This is a genomic window from Streptomyces sp. KL116D, from assembly GCF_030766975.1.
Classification (GTDB): Bacteria; Actinomycetota; Actinomycetes; order Streptomycetales; family Streptomycetaceae; genus Streptomyces; species Streptomyces longispororuber_A.
Genome location: NZ_JASERH010000035.1, coordinates 78,471 through 97,030, shown reverse-complemented (window position 1 = coordinate 97,030; position 18,560 = coordinate 78,471). Strand labels below are relative to the sequence as shown.

Annotated in this window: 11 protein-coding genes; 3 read left to right on the top strand and 8 right to left on the bottom strand. The window is 70.3% G+C overall.

Annotation, left to right across the window (positions count from 1 at the left end; translation table 11 throughout):
- Nucleotides 1-4: 4 nt before the first annotated feature.
- Both RBJ77_RS13650 and nrdR read right to left on the bottom strand, forming a co-directional pair.
- The gene (locus RBJ77_RS13650; RefSeq protein ID WP_372345251.1) at nt 5-2,899 is read right to left on the bottom strand and encodes a vitamin B12-dependent ribonucleotide reductase; all 2,895 of its coding nucleotides are present in this window, start codon (nt 2,897-2,899) and stop codon (nt 5-7) included.
- A 136-nt stretch (nt 2,900-3,035) separates the two neighbouring features.
- Nucleotides 3,036-3,581: a transcriptional regulator NrdR gene (nrdR, locus tag RBJ77_RS13645; protein WP_372345250.1), complete on the bottom strand. Its 546-nt coding sequence runs from the start codon at nt 3,579-3,581 to the stop codon at nt 3,036-3,038.
- 517 nt (nt 3,582-4,098) lie between these two features.
- Here nrdR and lexA point away from each other — a divergent pair.
- A complete protein-coding gene (gene lexA, locus RBJ77_RS13640; protein WP_372345249.1) occupies nt 4,099-4,884 on the top strand; it encodes a transcriptional repressor LexA in 786 nt (261 codons plus the stop codon).
- Nucleotides 4,885-4,972: 88 nt separating this feature from the next.
- Here lexA and RBJ77_RS13635 read toward each other — a convergent pair whose 3' ends face one another.
- The 5 genes from RBJ77_RS13635 to RBJ77_RS13615 all read right to left on the bottom strand — a co-directional run bounded on the left by RBJ77_RS13635 (nt 4,973) and on the right by RBJ77_RS13615 (nt 13,527).
- Nucleotides 4,973-6,946 carry an ATP-dependent DNA helicase gene (locus RBJ77_RS13635; protein WP_372345248.1) on the bottom strand — a complete coding sequence of 658 codons (1,974 nt, stop codon included), beginning with the start codon at nt 6,944-6,946 and terminating at the stop codon, nt 4,973-4,975.
- Nucleotides 6,947-6,986: 40 nt separating this feature from the next.
- A complete protein-coding gene (locus tag RBJ77_RS13630; RefSeq protein WP_372345247.1) occupies nt 6,987-8,888 on the bottom strand; it encodes an IucA/IucC family siderophore biosynthesis protein in 1,902 nt (633 codons plus the stop codon).
- A gap of 57 nt (nt 8,889-8,945) precedes the next feature.
- Entirely contained in the window at nt 8,946-9,746 is an 801-nt protein-coding gene (locus RBJ77_RS13625) for a GNAT family N-acetyltransferase (RefSeq protein WP_372345246.1), read from the bottom strand.
- A 54-nt stretch (nt 9,747-9,800) separates the two neighbouring features.
- Nucleotides 9,801-11,951 (bottom strand): IucA/IucC family siderophore biosynthesis protein, encoded by a 2,151-nt coding sequence (locus RBJ77_RS13620; RefSeq protein WP_372345245.1) that lies wholly within the window; start codon nt 11,949-11,951, stop codon nt 9,801-9,803.
- A 103-nt stretch (nt 11,952-12,054) separates the two neighbouring features.
- Entirely contained in the window at nt 12,055-13,527 is a 1,473-nt protein-coding gene (locus tag RBJ77_RS13615) for a diaminobutyrate--2-oxoglutarate transaminase family protein (protein WP_372345244.1), read from the bottom strand.
- Between the two features lie 710 nt (nt 13,528-14,237).
- Between RBJ77_RS13615 and RBJ77_RS13610 the strand changes: the two genes are divergently transcribed.
- Both RBJ77_RS13610 and RBJ77_RS13605 read left to right on the top strand, forming a co-directional pair.
- Entirely contained in the window at nt 14,238-15,461 is a 1,224-nt protein-coding gene (locus RBJ77_RS13610; RefSeq protein ID WP_372345243.1) for a serine protease, read from the top strand.
- Nucleotides 15,462-15,617: 156 nt separating this feature from the next.
- The gene (locus RBJ77_RS13605) at nt 15,618-16,820 is read left to right on the top strand and encodes a serine protease (RefSeq protein WP_372345242.1); all 1,203 of its coding nucleotides are present in this window, start codon (nt 15,618-15,620) and stop codon (nt 16,818-16,820) included.
- Between the two features lie 100 nt (nt 16,821-16,920).
- Here the strand turns inward: RBJ77_RS13605 and hflX are convergent, their stop codons facing one another.
- A complete protein-coding gene (hflX, locus tag RBJ77_RS13600; protein WP_372345241.1) occupies nt 16,921-18,429 on the bottom strand; it encodes a GTPase HflX in 1,509 nt (502 codons plus the stop codon).
- Nucleotides 18,430-18,560 lie beyond the last annotated feature (131 nt).

Here is an 18,560-nt window from a genome sequence, read left to right as displayed (position 1 = left end):
CGGATCAGCTGCAACCGCTGGTCGAGCCGCAGCCCTCGCAGATGTAGCAGGAGCCGGCGCGCTGCATCTTCGTACCGCAGGAGAAGCAGAGCGGGGCGTCGGCCTGGATGCCCAGCTGCATCTCCACGAGCTCGGCGCTGGTGTGCGCCTGCTGCGGGGCGGGCTGCACGGCGGGAGTCTCGACCTTCGGCGTCTCGACGGCCTTCAGCTCCTGGGCGCGGGGCGCCGACTGGGCCAGACCCTCGACGTCGACCTCGTCCTCGGAGGGCTCGTAGGAGCCCGTCTCCAGGTGCCGCTGACGCTCCTCGGCGGAGTGGATGCCGAGCGCGGAGCGCGTCTCGAAGGGCAGGAAGTCGAGCGCCAGGCGGCGGAAGATGTAGTCGACGATCGACTGCGCCATCCGCACGTCCGGGTCGTCCGTCATGCCGGCCGGCTCGAAGCGCATGTTGGTGAACTTCGAGACGTAGGTCTCCAGCGGCACGCCGTACTGGAGGCCGACCGAGACGGCGATGGAGAAGGCGTCCATCATGCCCGCGAGGGTGGAGCCCTGCTTGGACATCTTCAGGAAGACCTCGCCGAGACCGTCGTCCGGGTAGGAGTTGGCGGTCATGTAGCCCTCGGCGCCGCCCACCGTGAAGGAGGTGGTGATGCCGGGACGACCCTTGGGGAGGCGCTTGCGGACCGGGCGGTACTCGACGACCTTCTCGACGGCCTCGCGGATCGTCGCCTCGGTCTTCGCGGTCACCTCGGCCTTCTCGCTCTCCTTCTTCTTGGCGGAGAGCGGCTGGCCGACCTTGCAGTTGTCGCGGTAGATGGCGAGCGCCTTGACGCCCATCTTCCAGGCCTCGAAGTAGACCTCCTCGACGTCCTCGACGGTCGCCGTCTCCGGCAGGTTGACCGTCTTGGACAGGGCGCCCGAGATCCACGGCTGGATGGCCGCCATCATGCGGACGTGGCCCATCGCGGAGATGGAGCGCTCGCCCATCGCGCAGTCGAAGACCTCGTAGTGCTCGGTCTTCAGGCCGGGGGCGTCGATGACGTTCCCGTGCTCGGCGATGTGCGCGACGATCGCCTCGATCTGCTCCTCCTGGTAACCCAGGCGGCGCAGGGCCTGCGGCACGGTGCCGTTGACGATCTGCATGGAGCCGCCGCCGACCAGCTTCTTGAACTTGACCAGGGCGAGGTCGGGCTCGAGGCCGGTGGTGTCGCAGGACATCGCAAGACCGATGGTGCCGGTCGGGGCGATGACCGACGCCTGGGCGTTACGGAAACCGTTCTTCTCGCCGAGGCGGACGACGTCCTGCCAGGCCTCCGTGGCGGCGGCCCAGATCGGGCTGTCCAGGTCGTCCATGCGGACGGCCGTGGTGTTGGCGTCGGCGTGCTGCTTCATGACGCGCTGGTGCGGCGTGGCGTTCTTGGCGTAGCCGTCGTACGGGCCGACGACCGCGGCGAGCTCCGCGGAGCGCTTGTACGAGGTACCCGTCATCAGCGACGTGATGGCGCCGGCGAGGGCGCGGCCGCCGTCCGAGTCGTAGGCGTGGCCGGTCGCCATGAGCAGGGCGCCCAGGTTCGCGTAGCCGATGCCGAGCTGGCGGAAGGCGCGGGTGTTCTCGCCGATCTTCTGCGTCGGGAAGTCCGCGAAGCAGATCGAGATGTCCATCGCGGTGATGACCAGCTCGACGACCTTCGAGAAGCGGTCGACGTCGAAGGACTGGTTGCCCTTGCCGTCGTCCTTCAGGAACTTCATCAGGTTCAGCGAGGCGAGGTTGCAGGACGTGTTGTCCAGGTGCATGTACTCGCTGCACGGGTTCGAGCCGTTGATCCGGCCGGACTCCGGGCACGTGTGCCAGTGGTTGATGGTGTCGTCGTACTGGATGCCGGGGTCGGCGCAGGCCCAGGCGGCCTCGGCCATCTTGCGGAAGAGCGACTTGGCGTCGACCTCCTCGATGGTCTCGCCGGTCATGCGCGAGGTGAGGCCGAACTTGCCGCCCTCCTCGACCGCCTTCATGAACGCGTCGTTCACGCGGACCGAGTTGTTGGCGTTCTGGTACTGGACGGACGTGATGTCGTCGCCGCCCAGGTCCATGTCGAAGCCCGCGTCACGCAGGGCGCGGATCTTCTCCTCCTCCTTCACCTTGGTCTCGATGAAGTCCTCGATGTCGGGGTGGTCGACGTCGAGGATGACCATCTTGGCGGCGCGGCGCGTGGCGCCACCCGACTTGATCGTTCCTGCAGAGGCGTCGGCACCGCGCATGAAGGAGACCGGACCCGAGGCGTTGCCGCCGGAGGAGAGCAGTTCCTTGGAGGAGCGGATGCGGGAGAGGTTCAGGCCGGCGCCGGAGCCGCCCTTGAAGATCATGCCCTCTTCCTTGTACCAGTCGAGGATCGACTCCATGGAGTCGTCGACGGCAAGGATGAAGCAGGCGGAGACCTGCTGCGGCTGCGGCGTGCCCACGTTGAACCACACCGGCGAGTTGAAGCTGAAGATCTGGTGCAGGAGGGCGTACGCCAGCTCGTGCTCGAAGATCTCGGCGTCGGCGGGGGAAGCGAAGTACTTGTAGTCCTCGCCGGCCTTCCGATACGTCTTCACGATGCGGTCGATGAGCTGCTTGAGGCTCACCTCGCGCTGCGGGGTGCCGACAGCACCGCGGAAGTACTTGCTGGTGACGATGTTGACCGCGTTCACCGACCAGAACTCGGGGAACTCGACGCCACGCTGCTCGAAGTTGACCGAGCCGTCGCGCCAGTTGGTCATGACGACGTCACGGCGCGCCCACTCCACCTCGTCGTACGGATGCACGCCAGGAGTGGTGTGGATGCGCTCGATACGCAGACCCTTGGTGGCCTTGGCTCCCTTGGCTCGGGAGCCTCGTGCCGGGCCGCTCGCCGTCTCTGTCATGCCGCCTCCCATATATCGGGCTAAAACGCCCTAAAGTGCCCGGATCTTCCCGTGCACGGTGTGTGTCTTGTGTTGCGGGCGCCGCTCTTGCCGCCCGTAACAGGTCTGTGGATCGCCGCCGCCCGGCCCGGGGCCGTCAGTCGGCGGCGTGGGCGGGCACGGGGACTTCGATCGTCCCTCCGGGCCCGCACTCGCCCTCTACGCGTTCCCCGCCGGCGCCGTCCGCGTCCGCGCCGGACGTCTGTTCTCTCAGTTCCGCGATGGCCGACTCGAAGTCCTCCAGCGAGTCGAACGCCCGGTAGACGGACGCGAAGCGCAGGTAGGCGACGAGATCCAGCTCCTGGAGTGGGCCGAGTATGGCCAGACCCACGTCATGCGTGGTCAGCTCGGCGCTTCCGGTGGCGCGCACCGCCTCCTCGACCCGCTGGCCGAGCAGGGCGAGAGCGTCCTCGGTCACGGGACGCCCCTGGCACGCCTTGCGTACGCCGTTGATGACCTTGGTGCGGCTGAAGGGTTCGGTCACCCCGCTCCGCTTGACCACCATCAGTGAACACGTCTCCACCGTCGTGAAACGGCGGGAGCAGTCGGGGCACTGGCGGCGCCTGCGGATCGACGTGCCGTCGTCGGTGGTGCGGCTGTCGACGACACGGCTGTCGGGATGCCTGCAGAAGGGGCAGTGCATGAACTCCCAACCCTCCTTCACGGCACGACTCGATAGCCCCGAGTGGCTGGTCCAGCCCCTCGAAGCAGCCCCAAGCATAGGCGATGACCAAGACCTCGACGGACCAGGGACCACAACTTCTGGGCTGCTGATGCAATCCAACCACTACATCTGGGGTTTGGCCGCCTTTTGATCCCTAGCGCGTGTCGCGCGGCCCCGCGCTCCGGGTGCGCGTCACGGCAACCCCACAGGCCACAGGCCCCGACCGGCACGACGCACGGGAAGAGGGGGCGGTGCCCGGTTGACCGGGCGCGGGGTGGCAGACTGAGGGAGCCCACGGAGTGGGTCTCTGCCCCGGCGCTGAAGCGTACCGGATTGAGCCGAATTGCCTCTCCGCTCGAACGGCAGCCATACACCCAGGCGCATGATCACAACAAGTAATCTGCGATTTTTCACTCGAACGTGTGTTTGGCGCAACCTTTCGAAAGGAACTACCGTTGGCTAGCTAGGGAGACATTCTCGAGAGGGGCCGACCGACGTGACCACGACCGCAGACAGTGCCACCATCACTGCCCAGGGCCGCCCCCAGGGCCGACTCGAGCCGGTGCATGCCATGAATGACGCAGCCATGAACCAGGAGGGGCCCAAGCCCGGGCGCTCCTTGCCCGGCCGACCTCCAGGTATCCGCGCCGACAGCTCGGGGCTCACCGACCGCCAGCGTCGAGTGATCGAGGTCATCCGGGACTCCGTGCAGCGCCGGGGCTACCCGCCGTCGATGCGGGAGATCGGCCAGGCCGTGGGCCTGTCCAGCACGTCGTCGGTCGCGCACCAGCTGATGGCTCTCGAGCGCAAGGGGTTCCTGCGCCGTGACCCCCACCGCCCGCGCGCGTACGAGGTCCGTGGCTCGGACCAGCCCAGCGCGCAGCCCACGGACACGACGGGCAAGCCCGCCGCCTCGTACGTCCCCCTGGTCGGCCGTATCGCCGCCGGTGGCCCGATCCTCGCCGAGGAGTCGGTCGAGGACGTCTTCCCGCTCCCCCGGCAGCTGGTCGGCGACGGCGAGCTGTTCGTGCTGAAGGTCGTCGGTGACTCGATGATCGAGGCCGCGATCTGCGACGGCGACTGGGTCACGGTCCGCCGCCAGCCGGTGGCGGAGAACGGCGACATCGTCGCCGCGATGCTCGACGGCGAGGCCACGGTCAAGCGCTTCAAGCGCGAGGACGGCCACGTATGGCTGCTCCCGCACAACTCGGCGTACCAGCCGATCCCCGGTGACGAGGCGACGATCCTCGGCAAGGTGGTGGCCGTCCTGCGGCGCGTGTGACGCTCCTCCCTGACCGGGCCCCGGGACCAACTGCGCCGGTTCCGGGGCCCAGCGCTGTCCGCGCCGAGCCCCGCAGGGTCCTGCCGGCCTACTTGTCGTCCGCCTTCGCCACCGCGTCGATCGCCGCGAGGGAGCGCCGTACCTGGTTCCGGTCGGTCGTGTACCAGAAGTCGGGCATCGAAGCCCGCAGATAGCTGCCGTATCGAGCCGTCGCGAGGCGCGGGTCGAGCACCGCGACGACGCCGCGGTCGCCCGTGGCCCGGACGAGACGGCCCGCTCCCTGCGCCATCAGCAGCGCCGAGTGCGTCGCCGCCACGGCCATGAAGCCATTGCCGCCCGCGTCCTCCACCGCCTTCTGGCGTGCGCTCATCAGCGGGTCGTCGGGCCGGGGGAACGGGATCTTGTCCATGACCACCAGCTGACAGCTGGCCCCCGGGACGTCCACGCCCTGCCACAGCGACAGGGTGCCGAAGAGACAGGTCTTCGGGTCGGCCGCGAAGTTCTTGATCAGCTCGCCGAGCGTGTCCTCGCCCTGCAAGAGGATCGGGTACTCCGGGATCCTCGTACGTAGCTCTTCCGCGGCCGCCTGCGCCGCACGCATGGACGAGAAGAGGCCGAGCGTCCGGCCGCCCGCCGCCTGCATCAGCTCGGCCAGCTCGTCCATCATGTCGGTGCGCGTGCCCTCGCGCGCGGGGCGGGCCAGGTGCTTGGCGACGTAGAGGATGCCCTGCTTCGGGTAGTCGAACGGGGAGCCGACGTCGACGCCCTTCCACTCGGGCAGATCGTCGCCCTTGGTGCCCTCGGGGGCGAGGCCCAGCGACGCACCCACGCCGTTGAAGTCCCCGCCGAGCTTCAGGGTGGCCGACGTGAGGATCACGGAGCGGTCGGCGAACAGCTTCTCCCGCAGCAGTCCGGAGACGGACATGGGCGCCACCCGGAGGGACGCTCCGAAGCGCTCGTGCCGTTCGTACCAGACGACGTCCCACTCCGATCCGTTCGTGATCCGCTCCGAGACGTCGTGGATCGTCTCGACCGCGGCCAGGGCCTGCTTGCGCACGGCGTCCTCGTCCTGGACGGACTTGTCGCGCGTGGTGCCGAGGGCGGTGATCACGGTCCGCGCGGCATCGCGCAGGGCCATCAGCGCGTAACCGAGGTCCTCCGGGATCTCCTCGAGGCGGCCGGGCAGGGCCAACTCCATGAGCCGCTCGAAGCCCTCGGCGGCGGTCTGCAGCTGGTCGGCGGCCTTCTCGTTCACCAGCTTCGCGGCGCGGCGCACCGCCCGGTTGACCTGCCCGGGGGTCAGCTCGCCCGTGGCGACGCCGGTCACGCGGGAGACCAGCTCGTGGGCCTCGTCCACGATCAGCACCTCGTGCTGCGGCAGGACCGGCGCGCCCTCGATGGCGTCGATCGCCAGGAGGGCGTGGTTGGTCACGATGACGTCGGCGAGCTTGGCGCGCTCGCGGGACATCTCGGCGAAGCATTCCTGGCCGTACGCGCACTTCGACGCGCCCAGGCATTCGCGCGAGGAGACCGACACCTGGGACCAGGCCTTGTCCGAGACGCCCGGGGTCAGATCGTCCCGGTCGCCCGTCTCCGTCTCGTCCGCCCAGTCCCGCATGCGCAGCAGGTCCTGCCCCAGCTTGCTGGTGGGGGCGGCCGCCTCGAACTGGTCGAAGAGGCCCTCTTCCTCCTCCTGCGGCACGCCTTCATGGAGGCGGTGCAGACACAGATAGTTCGACCGGCCCTTGAGCATCGCGAAATTGGGGCGTCTGCGCAGCAGAGGGTGGAGGGACTCGACCGTGCGCGGCAGGTCCCGCTCCACGAGCTGGCGCTGCAGTGCCAGCGTCGCCGTGGCGACCACGACGCGCTCCCCGTGGGCCAGGGCCGGCACCAGATAGCCGAGCGACTTTCCGGTGCCGGTGCCCGCCTGGACGAGAAGGTGGGAACCGTCGTCGATCGCCTCGGCGACGGTCTCGGCCATGGTCACCTGGCCAGGGCGCTCCGTGCCGCCGACAGCGGTGACGGCGGCGTGCAGGAGCTCGGGGAGTGAGGGCTTCGTCATAGCTCGACCACCCTAAAGGGCGCCACTGACAATCCCGCGATCAAGGCTGGTGCAGGGGGTTGGGGACGGTGCCGTGCACGGCCGCGTGCGGGCGGTGGGAGCGGTCGCGGTAGCCGTCGAGGTGCAGCCGGTTGCGGTTGAGGCAGAGGCGCTCGATGCGGGGGGTGAGCAGGTCGAACATCTCGTACCGCTCCTTGAGCTCAGGGAAGCGGGAGTGGTGGCGGAGGATCTCGGCGCGCACCAGGGCCCAGAACTCCTCCTCCGGAACTCCGAGTTGGTCCTCGCACAGGGGCGCCAGATAGCGGAACACACCGACGAAGAGGCCGGAGTGGATGAACTGGGTGAGGAAGGAGGGACGCTCCGTGAGCAGCACCTCGCGGACGTCCTGGGGCATGGCGTGGTGTTCGGGAAGGGGCTCCGAGCTGATGTTTACGTCGTCCACGAAGTCCTTGACGGCGAGGCGTACGGGAACGTCCTTCTCGTCGAAGACGACGATGGCGTTCTCGCCGTGGGGCGAGAACACGGTGCCGTAGCGGTACAGGAAGCGCAGCAGCGGCGGGAGCAGTGCCGCGAAGAGCCTGCGCAGCCAGGTGCCGGCATCGAGTCCCGACCGGGCGACCAGTTCGGCCGTGAACGCACGTCCTTGTGGGTCGGTGTGCAACAAGGAGGCGAGGGTCCGGGCCCGCTCTCCGGGGGCGAGGTGGCGTGACACGGGTTCGCGCCAGATGGCGCCCAGCAGTTCCTTGTACTGGTAGGGGACTTCGTCGAGCCCGTCGTACAGGGGGTGCTGAACGGTCACCGAGGCCACTTCGCCCAGCAGGATGACGCCGCACTCGTCCTTGAGGAACGGATCGCCGTCGCGGAGCCCCTGCATCCATGTGGTGACGGCGGGGGCGGCCAGCGTGCGCTCGGTCGGGAGTCCGCGCCATACGAGGGTGTTGAGCACGGACAGCGGCAGCTTCACGGTGAGCCGCTCGGGGTGGGTGGTGTTCAGGAAGGTGCGGATCGACTGCTGCGGCAGTCGGAGGTCACCGTCGGTGGGCAGCGGGACGATCGCGTCCGCGGCGATGGAGGGCGCGAACAGCGGCAGCACGATGTCGTCCCACTGCCAGGGGTGCACGGGCAGGTAGAGATACGCCGCCGGGTCCAGGCCGCGGGCCTTGAGGGCGTCGGCGAACAGTTCCCTCGCCGTCGGGCTCAGCTCGCGGGAGTAGAGGGAGTCGGCGGATTCCAGGCCCCGGGCTCCGCGGTAGGTGGCGAGGCCGGTGTGCACCGCGATCCAGGGGAGGTCCGTGTGGCGCCGGGCTTCGGGGGCCCAGCGGGAGGTGTCCGTGGCGGAGAAGCCGAGGCGGCCCTTGTTCAGGACGAGCCACGGGTGACCGGTCTGGTGTCCCTCCAGCTCGGCGTATCCGAGGTCGGCGAGCCGGTCCGCGGCGAGCGCGGTGTGGTCCAGGCGCGCGTCGGCGGCGAGGGTGACGGTCAGCTCGCGGAGCAGGTGCCCGAGCGTCGTGCCGTCGAGGCCGAGGACGTGCTTGGCGCGCAGGAGGAAGGCGAGCGGGTCGGTGAGCCGGGTGGGCTCCGCCTTCTCCGGGCCGTCCGGCCCCGGCGTCCACGTGAGGCTGGTGGCGTCGACCTGCCAGCTTCCGTACGCGCCTCGGCGGGCGCTGAAGCGAAGTTCGCCGCCGTCCGTCTCCGGCCTGTCGGGCACCGTCAGGGTGTAGGGGTGGCGGCCCGGCCCTGCCGCGGCGCCGGGTTCGGCCGGTTCGATCGGTTCATCCGTTTCGAGCGGTTCCGGTCGGAGGATTTCCTCGTACGCGAACTCGCCGATCAGTTTGGCCAGCAGCCGCGCGCCCGCCCGGTCCCAGTTCTCACGCGTGAGCTCGGGCGGGTCGTACAGCTCGGGCGATTCGGTGGAAGTCGGGACGACGGACGGATTCGGCACGGGGACTCCTCGAGAGGGAACCGGATCGGGTCGAGCGGTGTACTAAGAGTGACCGACTCACAGCACGGTGCGCAGGGCTCGGTCACGGATCATGAGCGCGGCCCGCTTGTCGGGGAGGTCCACTTCGGCGGAGAAGCGGAAGCCGGCGCTCAGGAAGGCTGAGACGGAAGGGGTGTTGCGAAGGTCGGGTTCTGCCACGACGCGCGCGCATTGCGGGCGGTGATCGAGTACGAGATCGGCGACGGCTTGGAGGAGCGTGGTTCCGAGGCCTCGTCCGCGGTTGGCGACACCACCGATGAGGAGGTGGATTCCGGTGTCGTGCGGGCGTGCGGGGTAGTGGCGGGCCAGCGGGTCGAGGTCGGCGCGGTAGATCTCCCAGTAGCTCATCGGTGTGCCGTCGAGGACGCCGAGGCAGGGCACGCTGCGTCCGTCACCGTCGAGTTGGGGGCGCAGATGGTCCGCCGTGACGGCTTCCGGGCCGGCGAGTTCCCAGAAGAGGGCCACGGCGGGGTCGTTCATCCAGCGGCTGATCAGCGTCAGGTCGCGCTGGATGCGTACCGGGACGAGGTGGAACACGCCGGACGGAGTCGTGACCGGCCCCCACTCCCCCACGTTGTCGAGCAGATCGTGCTCGATCAGCGCGGTGGGGTTCGGGGAGGCGATGGCGTGGCGGGCGCTGTCCGGGCCGTGGGCGGCAGACATCTGCCCGTCCTGTTCGGCGATGAGCGCGATCAGTTCGTCGGGCAGGCGCAGGTCCAGGGTGTCCTGGCAGTCGGTGTTCTCGGTGCCGGTGACGGTTCCGCTCGGATCGGCGACGGGGGTGGCACCGGCGCCGGTGCTCGCATCGGTGGGGGGCACGACGACGCTCCTCTCAGAAGGTGGTCCGGGGTGTGGTCCTCGGTTCTCCGGGGTTCAGGAATGGAGGGGGTTGGTGATGGTGACGTAGACGGACTGGGTGTCGACGGGGCCGATGAGTTCGTCGAGGCCGTGCAGGCGCGTGAGCAGGTTCGCCTTGCAGCGGAGGGTGGGTGAGTCCAGCAGCAGGCCGGGCAGGGGGCTGCGCAACCGGAAGGGTCCGGCGGCGGCTTCGCCGAGGAAGCGACGGAAGGCGGCGAGCAACAGCCTTTCGTCGGCCAGTTGTTGGGAGCCGAAGGCTCCGATCAGGCCGAGGACGTTGTTGATGGCGAGGTAGTAGGCGAAGCGTTCGTCGGTCACTGCGTCGGAGACGAACGTGTCGCTGTCCGCGCCGATCCCGGGGAGTCGCTGGTCGAGTTCGGCGCGTCGGGACTCTCGGAAGTAGTAGCCCTGGTTGTCGCGGTAGTAGCCGCCGATGGGCCAGCCGTCGGAGTCGAGCAGCAGAAGCGTGTTCTGCTGGTGGGCTTCCAGGGCGATGCCGGCTTCGCTGTCGAGCCAGAGCACGGGGCGTACGACGTGTTCGAGGTAGCGCAGGAACCACTCGGTGGCCACGGCTCCGCCGGGTCGTCCGGTCAGGGCCGCGAGGCGGGTGATCGTGTCGGCGAGGCGGGAGCTCATGGGGGCCCGGCCGCCGCGGACCGCCGGGGTGACGGTCGGCCGGGGCGAGACGAATCCGGCGACGCAGGCAGCGTCGTCGCCGGGGCCGAAGGGGTTGTTGCGGATCATGACGTCCAGGCCGGGGACGGGGTTGCCCGCGGCGTCGTCGACTGCGAGCCAGGCCGGGTCCCGGACGATGTCGAAGCCGGGGTGGGCGGCGTGCCACTGCTCGGCCAGGCCGGTGCGGAGCAGGCGGTGGACCTCGACGCCTCGGTGGAGTTCCTTGCGGAGGTTCTCGCGGCGGGAGTTGGTGATGCGCAGGCCGAGCGAGAGCTTCAGCATGGCGGGCGCGCCGGGGCGGTACAGGGTGCGGACGGAGGAGGTGGGGTACCAGGGCGTGCCGAGCGGGCCGAGATCGCGCAGCAGGCCGGCGTCCAGGAGGGCGGCGGTGGCGGGCCGGTGCTGGAGTTCGCGGATCTGCCAGGGGTGCATGGGCAGGGCGGCATGGCCGTCGGGCAAGGAAAGCTTGGGGCCGGCGAGTTGGGAGGTGAGGTGGGCGGCGGTGATGGTGCGGCCGCGTTCGGTCCAGGCCGAGTCCTGGGCGAGGAGTTCGGGGGCGACCGCGATCCAATGCAGCGGGAAGGAGCCGCGCAACTCCGGTGAGTAGAGGTGGGATTCGCCCTCGGAGAGTCCCTCACGACTCTTCGGCGTCGGGTGCAGGGGGTGGCCGAGGAGGAGCGACTGTTCCGCGGCGAGGAAGCGGTCCGGGGTGTCGGACGGTCGGCGGCGTCGGTCGGCGATGAAGTCCGCGGTGCGGCGCACCGAGTCGGCGACCCGGCCGACCAGGTCGCCGCCGTCGCCGGAGGGGGGCGCGGCGCGGGGGGCGGCGGGCTGCGGTTGGCCGACGGCCGGGGTGACGGGGTCGACCGCGGTACCGGTCGACTCGGGCGGGCTAAGTCGGGCGGGCGCGTCGGGCTGGGCGCGAGCCCTGGCTCCGGCCTCACCCCCTCCCGGGACCCAGCCCTCAGTCGCCGCCCCTCCAGGACCGGCTGCCACCGAGTCCTCAGCCGGCGTCTCCTCAGGCCCCGCCGACACCAAGTCCTCAGTCGCCGTCTCCTCAGGACCCGACTCCCGGCTGAGGAGTGCCGCAAGGGTCACGGCGTCGACGCAGGGGGCGCTGCGGGGGCCGTCCTCCAGGTAGGGGAGGCCGAAGCGGTGCCAGCCGGCCGGGGACCAGTAGTGGATGGGGACGAGAAGGGCGGCGCCGCTCGCGGGGAGGGCGATGCGGAGGGCGCCGCGGGAAGGAGGAGCGATGTTGTTCTCGCGTACCCAGCAGCGCAGGAGGTTCTCGACTGCCGCGGCCTGGGCGGCGGTTGCCGGGTCCGGATGGTCAAGGAGGTCGAGGGTGGGAGTGTGCGGACGTTCGGCCTCTTGGCCGCTGCCCTTCTGCCGGGGGACCGTTTCGCGTTCCGGCGCGGGCGGAGGCTGCGTGTCGCAGGCGCCGCCGGCAGGAGGGCGGGGACGGCCGTCGGATGTGGGAGTGGCGTTCAAGAGGGCTTCCTTGCGTGGGGTGGTGGGCTCCGTGTGGCGCGGGTCCGGCTGGTCCGGTGTGCCGTCGGTGGCGGCGGGGGTGTGCCGTCGGCTGGTCCGACGGCTAGGCGTGATGGGCGCGGGCCACGGCGGCGAGGGCGTCCGCGAGGCGGTCGACGACGGCCGCGGCCTGTTCGTCGGAGATCGTCAGGGGTGGCAGGAGGCGTACGACGCTGGAGTGGCGGCCGCCGAGCTCGACGATCAGGCCCCGGTCGAGGCAGGCGTCCCGCACGGCCGCGGCGAGGGCCGGGGCGGCGGGGAGCGGGCCCGCGCCCGGGCCGTCGAGGAGGGGGTCCGAGACGGTGGGGGTCGGGACGCCCGTGGACGGGGTGGTGCCGGGGTGGGCCGGGGCGGGGCCGCCCTCCGGGTCGACCAGTTCGACGCCGATCATCAGGCCGCGGCCGCGGACGTCGCCGATGCAGGGGAACTCCTTGGCCAGGGCCTGGAGTTGGCCGAGCATACGGGCGCCGAGGTCGGCGGCGCGCTGGGCGAGGTGGTTCTCGCGGACGTGGGCGAGGGTGGCGGCGCCGGCGGCCATCGCGAGTTGGTTGCCGCGGAAGGTGCCCGCGTGGGCGCCGGGCCGCCAGACGTCGAGGTCGTCCCGGTAGACGATCACGGCGAGCGGGAGGCTGCCGCCGATCGCCTTGGACAGCACCATCACGTCCGGGACGATGCCGCTGTGCTCGACGGCCCAGAAGGCCCCGGTACGGCCGACGCCGGTCTGTACCTCGTCGGCGATCAGCGGGATCGAGTGCTCTTCGGTGAGGGTCCGCATGCGGCGCAGCCAGGCGTCAGGCGCGGGGATCACGCCGCCCTCCCCCTGGACGGGTTCGAGGATCATGCCCGCCGGGTGCGGCACCCCCGACTTGGTGTCGTCGAGGAGCGACCGCGTCCAGCGGGCGGCGAGTTCGGCGCCGCGCGGTCCGCCGATGCCGAAGGGGCAGCGGTAGTCCTGCGGATAGGGCAGGCGCGTGACGCGGACGTCCTGTGCGCCGCCCGATGCTTCGAGGGCCCCCGCGGTCATCCCGTGATAGGCGCCGGTGAAGGCGAGCAGGCCGGAGCGTCCGGTGGCGGTGCGGACCAGTTTCAGGGCCGCTTCGACGGCGTCCGTCCCGGCCGGTCCGCAGAACTGGATGCGGGCCCGGTCGGCGAGGGCGGGCGGCAGGGTGCGGAACAGCTCGGTGGTGAAGTCGTCCTTGACGGGGGTGGCCAGGTCGAGGACGTGGAGCGGGGCGCCCGAGTCGAGCACCTTGCGGATCGCTTCGAGGACGACGGGGTGGTTGTGGCCGAGCGCGAGGGTGCCGGCGCCGGAGAGGCAGTCCAGATACCGGCGGCCGTCGGCGCCTTCGATGGTGAGCCCACGGGCCCGTACCGGCACGATCGGCAGCGCGCGCGCATAGGTGCGCGCCGCGGACTCCCGCGCGGACTGGCGGCGCAGGATCCCTTCGTGCGCGACGCCTTCACGGGCAGGCGTCCCCCGCGTCTCCCCGTCGTACGGGGCGGGCACCGGAAGGGGCGCAGGATCGGTCACGGCCACGGCTGTTGGTCCTCCCGCTGGATATACGGCCGACGGGGCCCGTCGACTCACCGGTGGGCGGAGCGAGTCGGTGTGCGCAGACCGAAGGAACCGTCCGGCAGGACACCAGGACGGTTCGAGGACTGAACGCCGACTGCGGATCCCCCGTACGCACTAACGACGATGCGCCCGTAGGAACACGGGTCGAACGGAGACTCATGACGAGACCTTTGCCGCGCACCGCCGGCCACGCGGCCGACGCCGACGTACGCTGCGCCGTTCTCCCCGGCCCGGGTGCTGCGTGCGGCCCTCGTCGCGCGGAGCCGCGCACCGACGAGCCCTGCGGCGACGCCCGCCGAGTCGTTCGGCGCCGGGCCCCGGCGATTCGTACGGCGCCGCCCCTGAGCATCGCGGCCTCATCTCTGAGAATCGCGGCCTCGTCCCTGCGGGCAGCGGGCGTCGTCCCAGCCCGACCGTGGCCCACGCCCCGTCTCTGTCCCGTCTCTGTCCCGTCTCTGTCCCGTCTCTGTCCCGTCTCTGCCAGCGGTGCCGTGCCTCAACGATCCGTAGGGCGCGCATGATCCCTCCGTGACGGAACCGTTGCTGTTCCGTCGGTCGTCCCCGACGGCACCGGCATAGTGTGGGGTGCCGTTCGGCGGAGGGGCGGCGCCGCTCGTCCACCGCACACGTACGGCACTGCAACGATCTCGAAGCCCAGGGGGATTCACGACATGCGACCCATACGCCCGCTGTTCGCCGCTCGCCGCGCGAGGGGCGTGCGCGGCAGAACGTCCCCCGTGGCGGCGGCAGTTGCGCTCGGCGCGGTGCTCGCCCTGACCGCCACGGCCTGCGGTCCGAGCGAGGACGACGCGAGTGACAAGCCGACCGCCTCGGCTCCCGCGGGCGGTGACACGATCAAGATCCCGGACGAGCTCAAGGACCGGCTCAAGGAGCACGGGATCGATCTGGACAAGTGGAAGAACGGCGAGTGGAAGAACTGGGACAAGGACAAGTGGCTGCGTGAGGCGCAGGACTACGTCAATCCCATCATCGACGGTCTGTGGGACTCGGACCGGATGCGTGACGCCGACAAGAACCCGGACAACGAGGTCGACGACAGCGATCTCTCCGGCGACCAGGGCGTGACGGACCCGACGCCGAAGCCGGTCGAGGCCGCGGCGGTCGCCAGCCCGTACCACGGCAGCGCGCCGTACGCGGGCAAGCTGTTCTTCGACGGGCCCGAGGGTTCGATGGTGTGCTCGGCGACCGTGGTCACCGACCCGGCGCACCCGGGCAAGTCCAACATGATCTGGACCGCGGGCCACTGCGTGCACGCGGGCAAGAACGGCGGCTGGTACCGCAACATCGCGTTCGTGCCCTCGTACAACGACAGCGGCAAGTCGGCGGCCGAGCTGCAGGGCGCGCCGAAGGAGGAGGTCGCTCCGTACGGTGTCTGGTGGGGTGACTGGGCGCAGACGTCCGACCAGTGGATCGAGCAGGGCGGCCCGACGGGCGGGGCGGGCGCTCCGTTCGACTTCGCGTCCATTCACGTGACGCCGGAGAAGGGCAGTTCGGGCAAGTCGCTGGAGGAGACGGTCGGTTCGGCGCTTCCGGTGAACTTCAACGCGCCGGCGGTGCCGAAGATCTCGCAGCTGACGGCGAAGGGCTACCCGGCGGCGCCGCCGTTCGACGGGCAGAAGCTGTTCCAGTGCGCGGACAAGCCGGGCCGGCTCTCGCTGAACACGACGGACCCGACGATGTACCGCATCGGCTGCACGATGACGGGTGGTTCGTCCGGTGGCGGCTGGGTCGGCCAGGGTTCGGACGGCAAGCCGGCGCTGGTGTCCAACACCTCGATCGGTCCGGTGACGGCGGGGTGGCTGGCCGGTCCGCGGCTGGGCAAGGAGGCCAAGGGGATCTATGACGCCGTGAGCAAGAAGTTCGCCGGGCAGTGATGCCGGAGCGGCGGGGTGGAGGAATCTTCACCACCCCGCCGCCGTTCGTCCTCGACCTCACGGGCATAGTGGGGTGCTGTGTCTCAGCGGGTTCACAGGGTCACCCGTCCCGGAATGACACGCTCATGACAGATTTCCATCGGGGGTAATCGCACCATGCGTTCCATACGTCCGTCCGTCGCGCGCGGCCGGGGGCGGCGTTCCGTTCTCGCCGCGACCGGCATCGTCGCGGTCCTGGCGCTCACCGCCACCGGCTGCAACGACAGCAAGGACAGCAATGCCTCGGGCGACAAGCCCGCGGCCACCACGTCGCAGGGCTCCGACAGCGGCGCGAAGCTGCCGGGTGACATCGCCGGCCAGCTGAAGAAGCACGGCATCGACCCCGACAAGTGGAAGAACGGGGCCTGGAAGAACTGGGACAAGGACGACTGGCTGCGCGAGGCCAAGGACTTCGTCAACCCGGTCATCGAGGGCCTGTGGAAGCCCGAGCGGATGAAGTCCGCCAAGGACCCGGACAAGACGATCGCGGCGAAGGACTACTCGACCGACCAGGGCGTCTCCGACCCGGAGCCCTCCCCGGTGAAGGCGCAGGCCGAGAAGACGCCGTACCACGAGAACGCGGCGCCGGTCGGCAAGGTCTTCTTCGACTCCCCCGAGGGTTCGATGGTCTGCTCCGGCACCGTCGTGAAGGACCCGCGCAACCCCGGCAAGTCGAACCTCGTGTGGACCGCGGGCCACTGCGTCCACGCCGGTTCGGCGGGCGGCTGGTACCGCAACATCGCGTTCGTCCCGTCGTACAACGACCTCGGCAAGTCGGCCGACGCCCTGCGCAACGCGTCGCAGCAGGAGATCGCGCCGTACGGCACGTACTGGGCGGACTGGGCCTCCACGTCGAACGAGTGGATCGACCAGGGTGCCGAGTCGGGCGGCGCGGGCGCGCCGTACGACTTCGCGGTGCTGCACATGAAGCCTGAGCAGGGCACCAAGTCCCTGGAGGAGACGGTCGGGAACGCGCTGGAGGTGGACTTCTCCACGCCCTCCGTGCAGTCGGTCGGCTCGATGGGCGCCTGGGGCTACCCGGCCGCGCCGCCGTTCGACGGCCTGCTGATGAACAAGTGCCTCGACCGTCCGGGCCGGCTCGCGCTGAACTCGACGGACCCGACGATGTACCGCATCGGCTGCACCATGACCGGTGGTTCGTCCGGCGGCGGCTGGTTCCGCAACGACGGCGGCAAGACCGTCCTGGTGTCGAACACGTCGATCGGCCCGCCCGACAACACCTGGCTCGCCGGACCGCAGTTGGGCCAGGAGGCCCAGCAGGTCTTCGACACGATGAGCGAGAAGTACGGCAGCCAGTAGGGCGGTTGCCCGTGGGACCCGAGCGACGGCCGGGTCCCACGGGAAAGGGCCCCTCCCCGGGTGACCGGGGAGGGGCCCTTTCCCGTAGTACTGCTGGACGTCAGCCGGCGGCGCCCGTCGGCACGTACGGCGCGAATTCCGCCGCGAGTTCCTCGTGGACGCGCGCCTTCAGGAGCGTGCCCTCCGGGGTGTGCTCCTCGGAGATCACCTCGCCGTCGGTGTGCGCCCGCGCGACCAGCTGGCCGTGCGTGTACGGCACGAGGGCCTCGATCTCGACCGAGGGCCGCGGCAGTTCGGCGTCGATGAGCGCGAGCAGCTCGTCGATGCCGGCGCCCGTGCGGGCGGAGACGGCGATCGCGTGCTTCTCGACACGCAGCAGCCGCTGGAGGACCAGGGGGTCCGCCGCGTCCGCCTTGTTGATCACCACGATCTCCGGCACCTTGGTGGCGCCGACGTCACGGATGACCTCGCGCACCGCGGCGAGCTGCTCCTCCGGCACCGGGTGCGAGCCGTCGACCACGTGCAGGATCAGGTCGGAGTCGCCGACCTCCTCCATCGTGGAGCGGAACGCCTCGACGAGGTGGTGCGGAAGGTGCCGGACGAAGCCGACGGTGTCGGCCAGCGTGTACAGCCGGCCGCTCGGCGTCTCGGCCCGGCGCACGGTCGGGTCGAGGGTGGCGAACAGCGCGTTCTCCACCAGCACGCCCGCGCCCGTGAGGCGGTTGAGCAGCGAGGACTTGCCCGCGTTGGTGTATCCGGCGATGGCGACCGACGGCACCTTGTTCCGCTTGCGCTCCTGGCGCTTGATGTCGCGGCCCGTCTTCATCTCCGCGATCTCCCGGCGCATCTTCGCCATCTTCTCGCGGATCCGACGCCGGTCCGTCTCGATCTTGGTCTCACCGGGACCACGGGTGGCCATGCCACCGCCGGAGCCGGAGGAGCCACCGCCACCCATCTGCCGGGAGAGCGACTGACCCCAACCGCGCAGGCGCGGCAGCATGTACTGCATCTGCGCGAGCGCGACCTGCGCCTTGCCCTCTCGGGACTTGGCGTGCTGGGCGAAGATGTCGAGGATCAGGGCGGTCCGGTCGACCACCTTGACCTTGACGACGTCTTCGAGGTGGATGAGCTGGCCGGGGCTGAGCTCACCGTCGCACACGACGGTGTCGGCACCGGTCTCGAGGACGATGTCGCGCAGCTCCTGGGCCTTGCCCGAGCCGATGTACGTCGCCGCGTCGGGCTTGTCCCGGCGCTGGATGACGCCGTCGAGCACGAGGGCACCGGCGGTCTCGGCGAGGGCGGCGAGCTCCGCGAGGGAGTTCTCCGCGTCATGAACCGTTCCCGACGTCCAGACGCCGACGAGGACCACGCGCTCCAGGCGGAGCTGTCGGTACTCGACCTCGGTGACGTCCTCGAGCTCGGTGGAGAGGCCCGCGACGCGGCGCAGGGCCGCGCGCTCGGAGCGGTCGAGCTGATCGCCGTCCCGCTCTCCGTCGATCTCGTGGCTCCAGGCGACGTCCTCTTCCATCAGGGCATCGGCCCGAAGACCTTCGGGGTGGTTCTGCGCGAAGCTCTGCGCGTCCTGGGAAGGGGAAGAAGAGGAGGTCATTGGATCCTTACGTCAGTGGGATGCGGGAAACGTGACGGGCGCTCGCCCGTCCTCTGTGTCAACGCTCGGCCCGGCCCGGGGATTCCCGGAGGAGCCGGTTCGGTGACCGCCGTCGGCCCGTGCCGTCGACC

Coding starts and splice junctions, on each gene's coding strand:
- nrdR (WP_372345250.1), bottom strand. CDS start 3,581: ATGCACTGCCCCTTCTGCAGGCATCCCGACAGCCGTGTCGTCGACAGC.
- hflX (WP_372345241.1), bottom strand. CDS start 18,429: ATGACCTCCTCTTCTTCCCCTTCCCAGGACGCGCAGAGCTTCGCGCAG.
- RBJ77_RS13605 (WP_372345242.1), top strand. CDS start 15,618: ATGCGTTCCATACGTCCGTCCGTCGCGCGCGGCCGGGGGCGGCGTTCC.
- RBJ77_RS13635 (WP_372345248.1), bottom strand. CDS start 6,946: ATGACGAAGCCCTCACTCCCCGAGCTCCTGCACGCCGCCGTCACCGCT.
- RBJ77_RS13610 (WP_372345243.1), top strand. CDS start 14,238: ATGCGACCCATACGCCCGCTGTTCGCCGCTCGCCGCGCGAGGGGCGTG.
- RBJ77_RS13650 (WP_372345251.1), bottom strand. CDS start 2,899: ATGACAGAGACGGCGAGCGGCCCGGCACGAGGCTCCCGAGCCAAGGGA.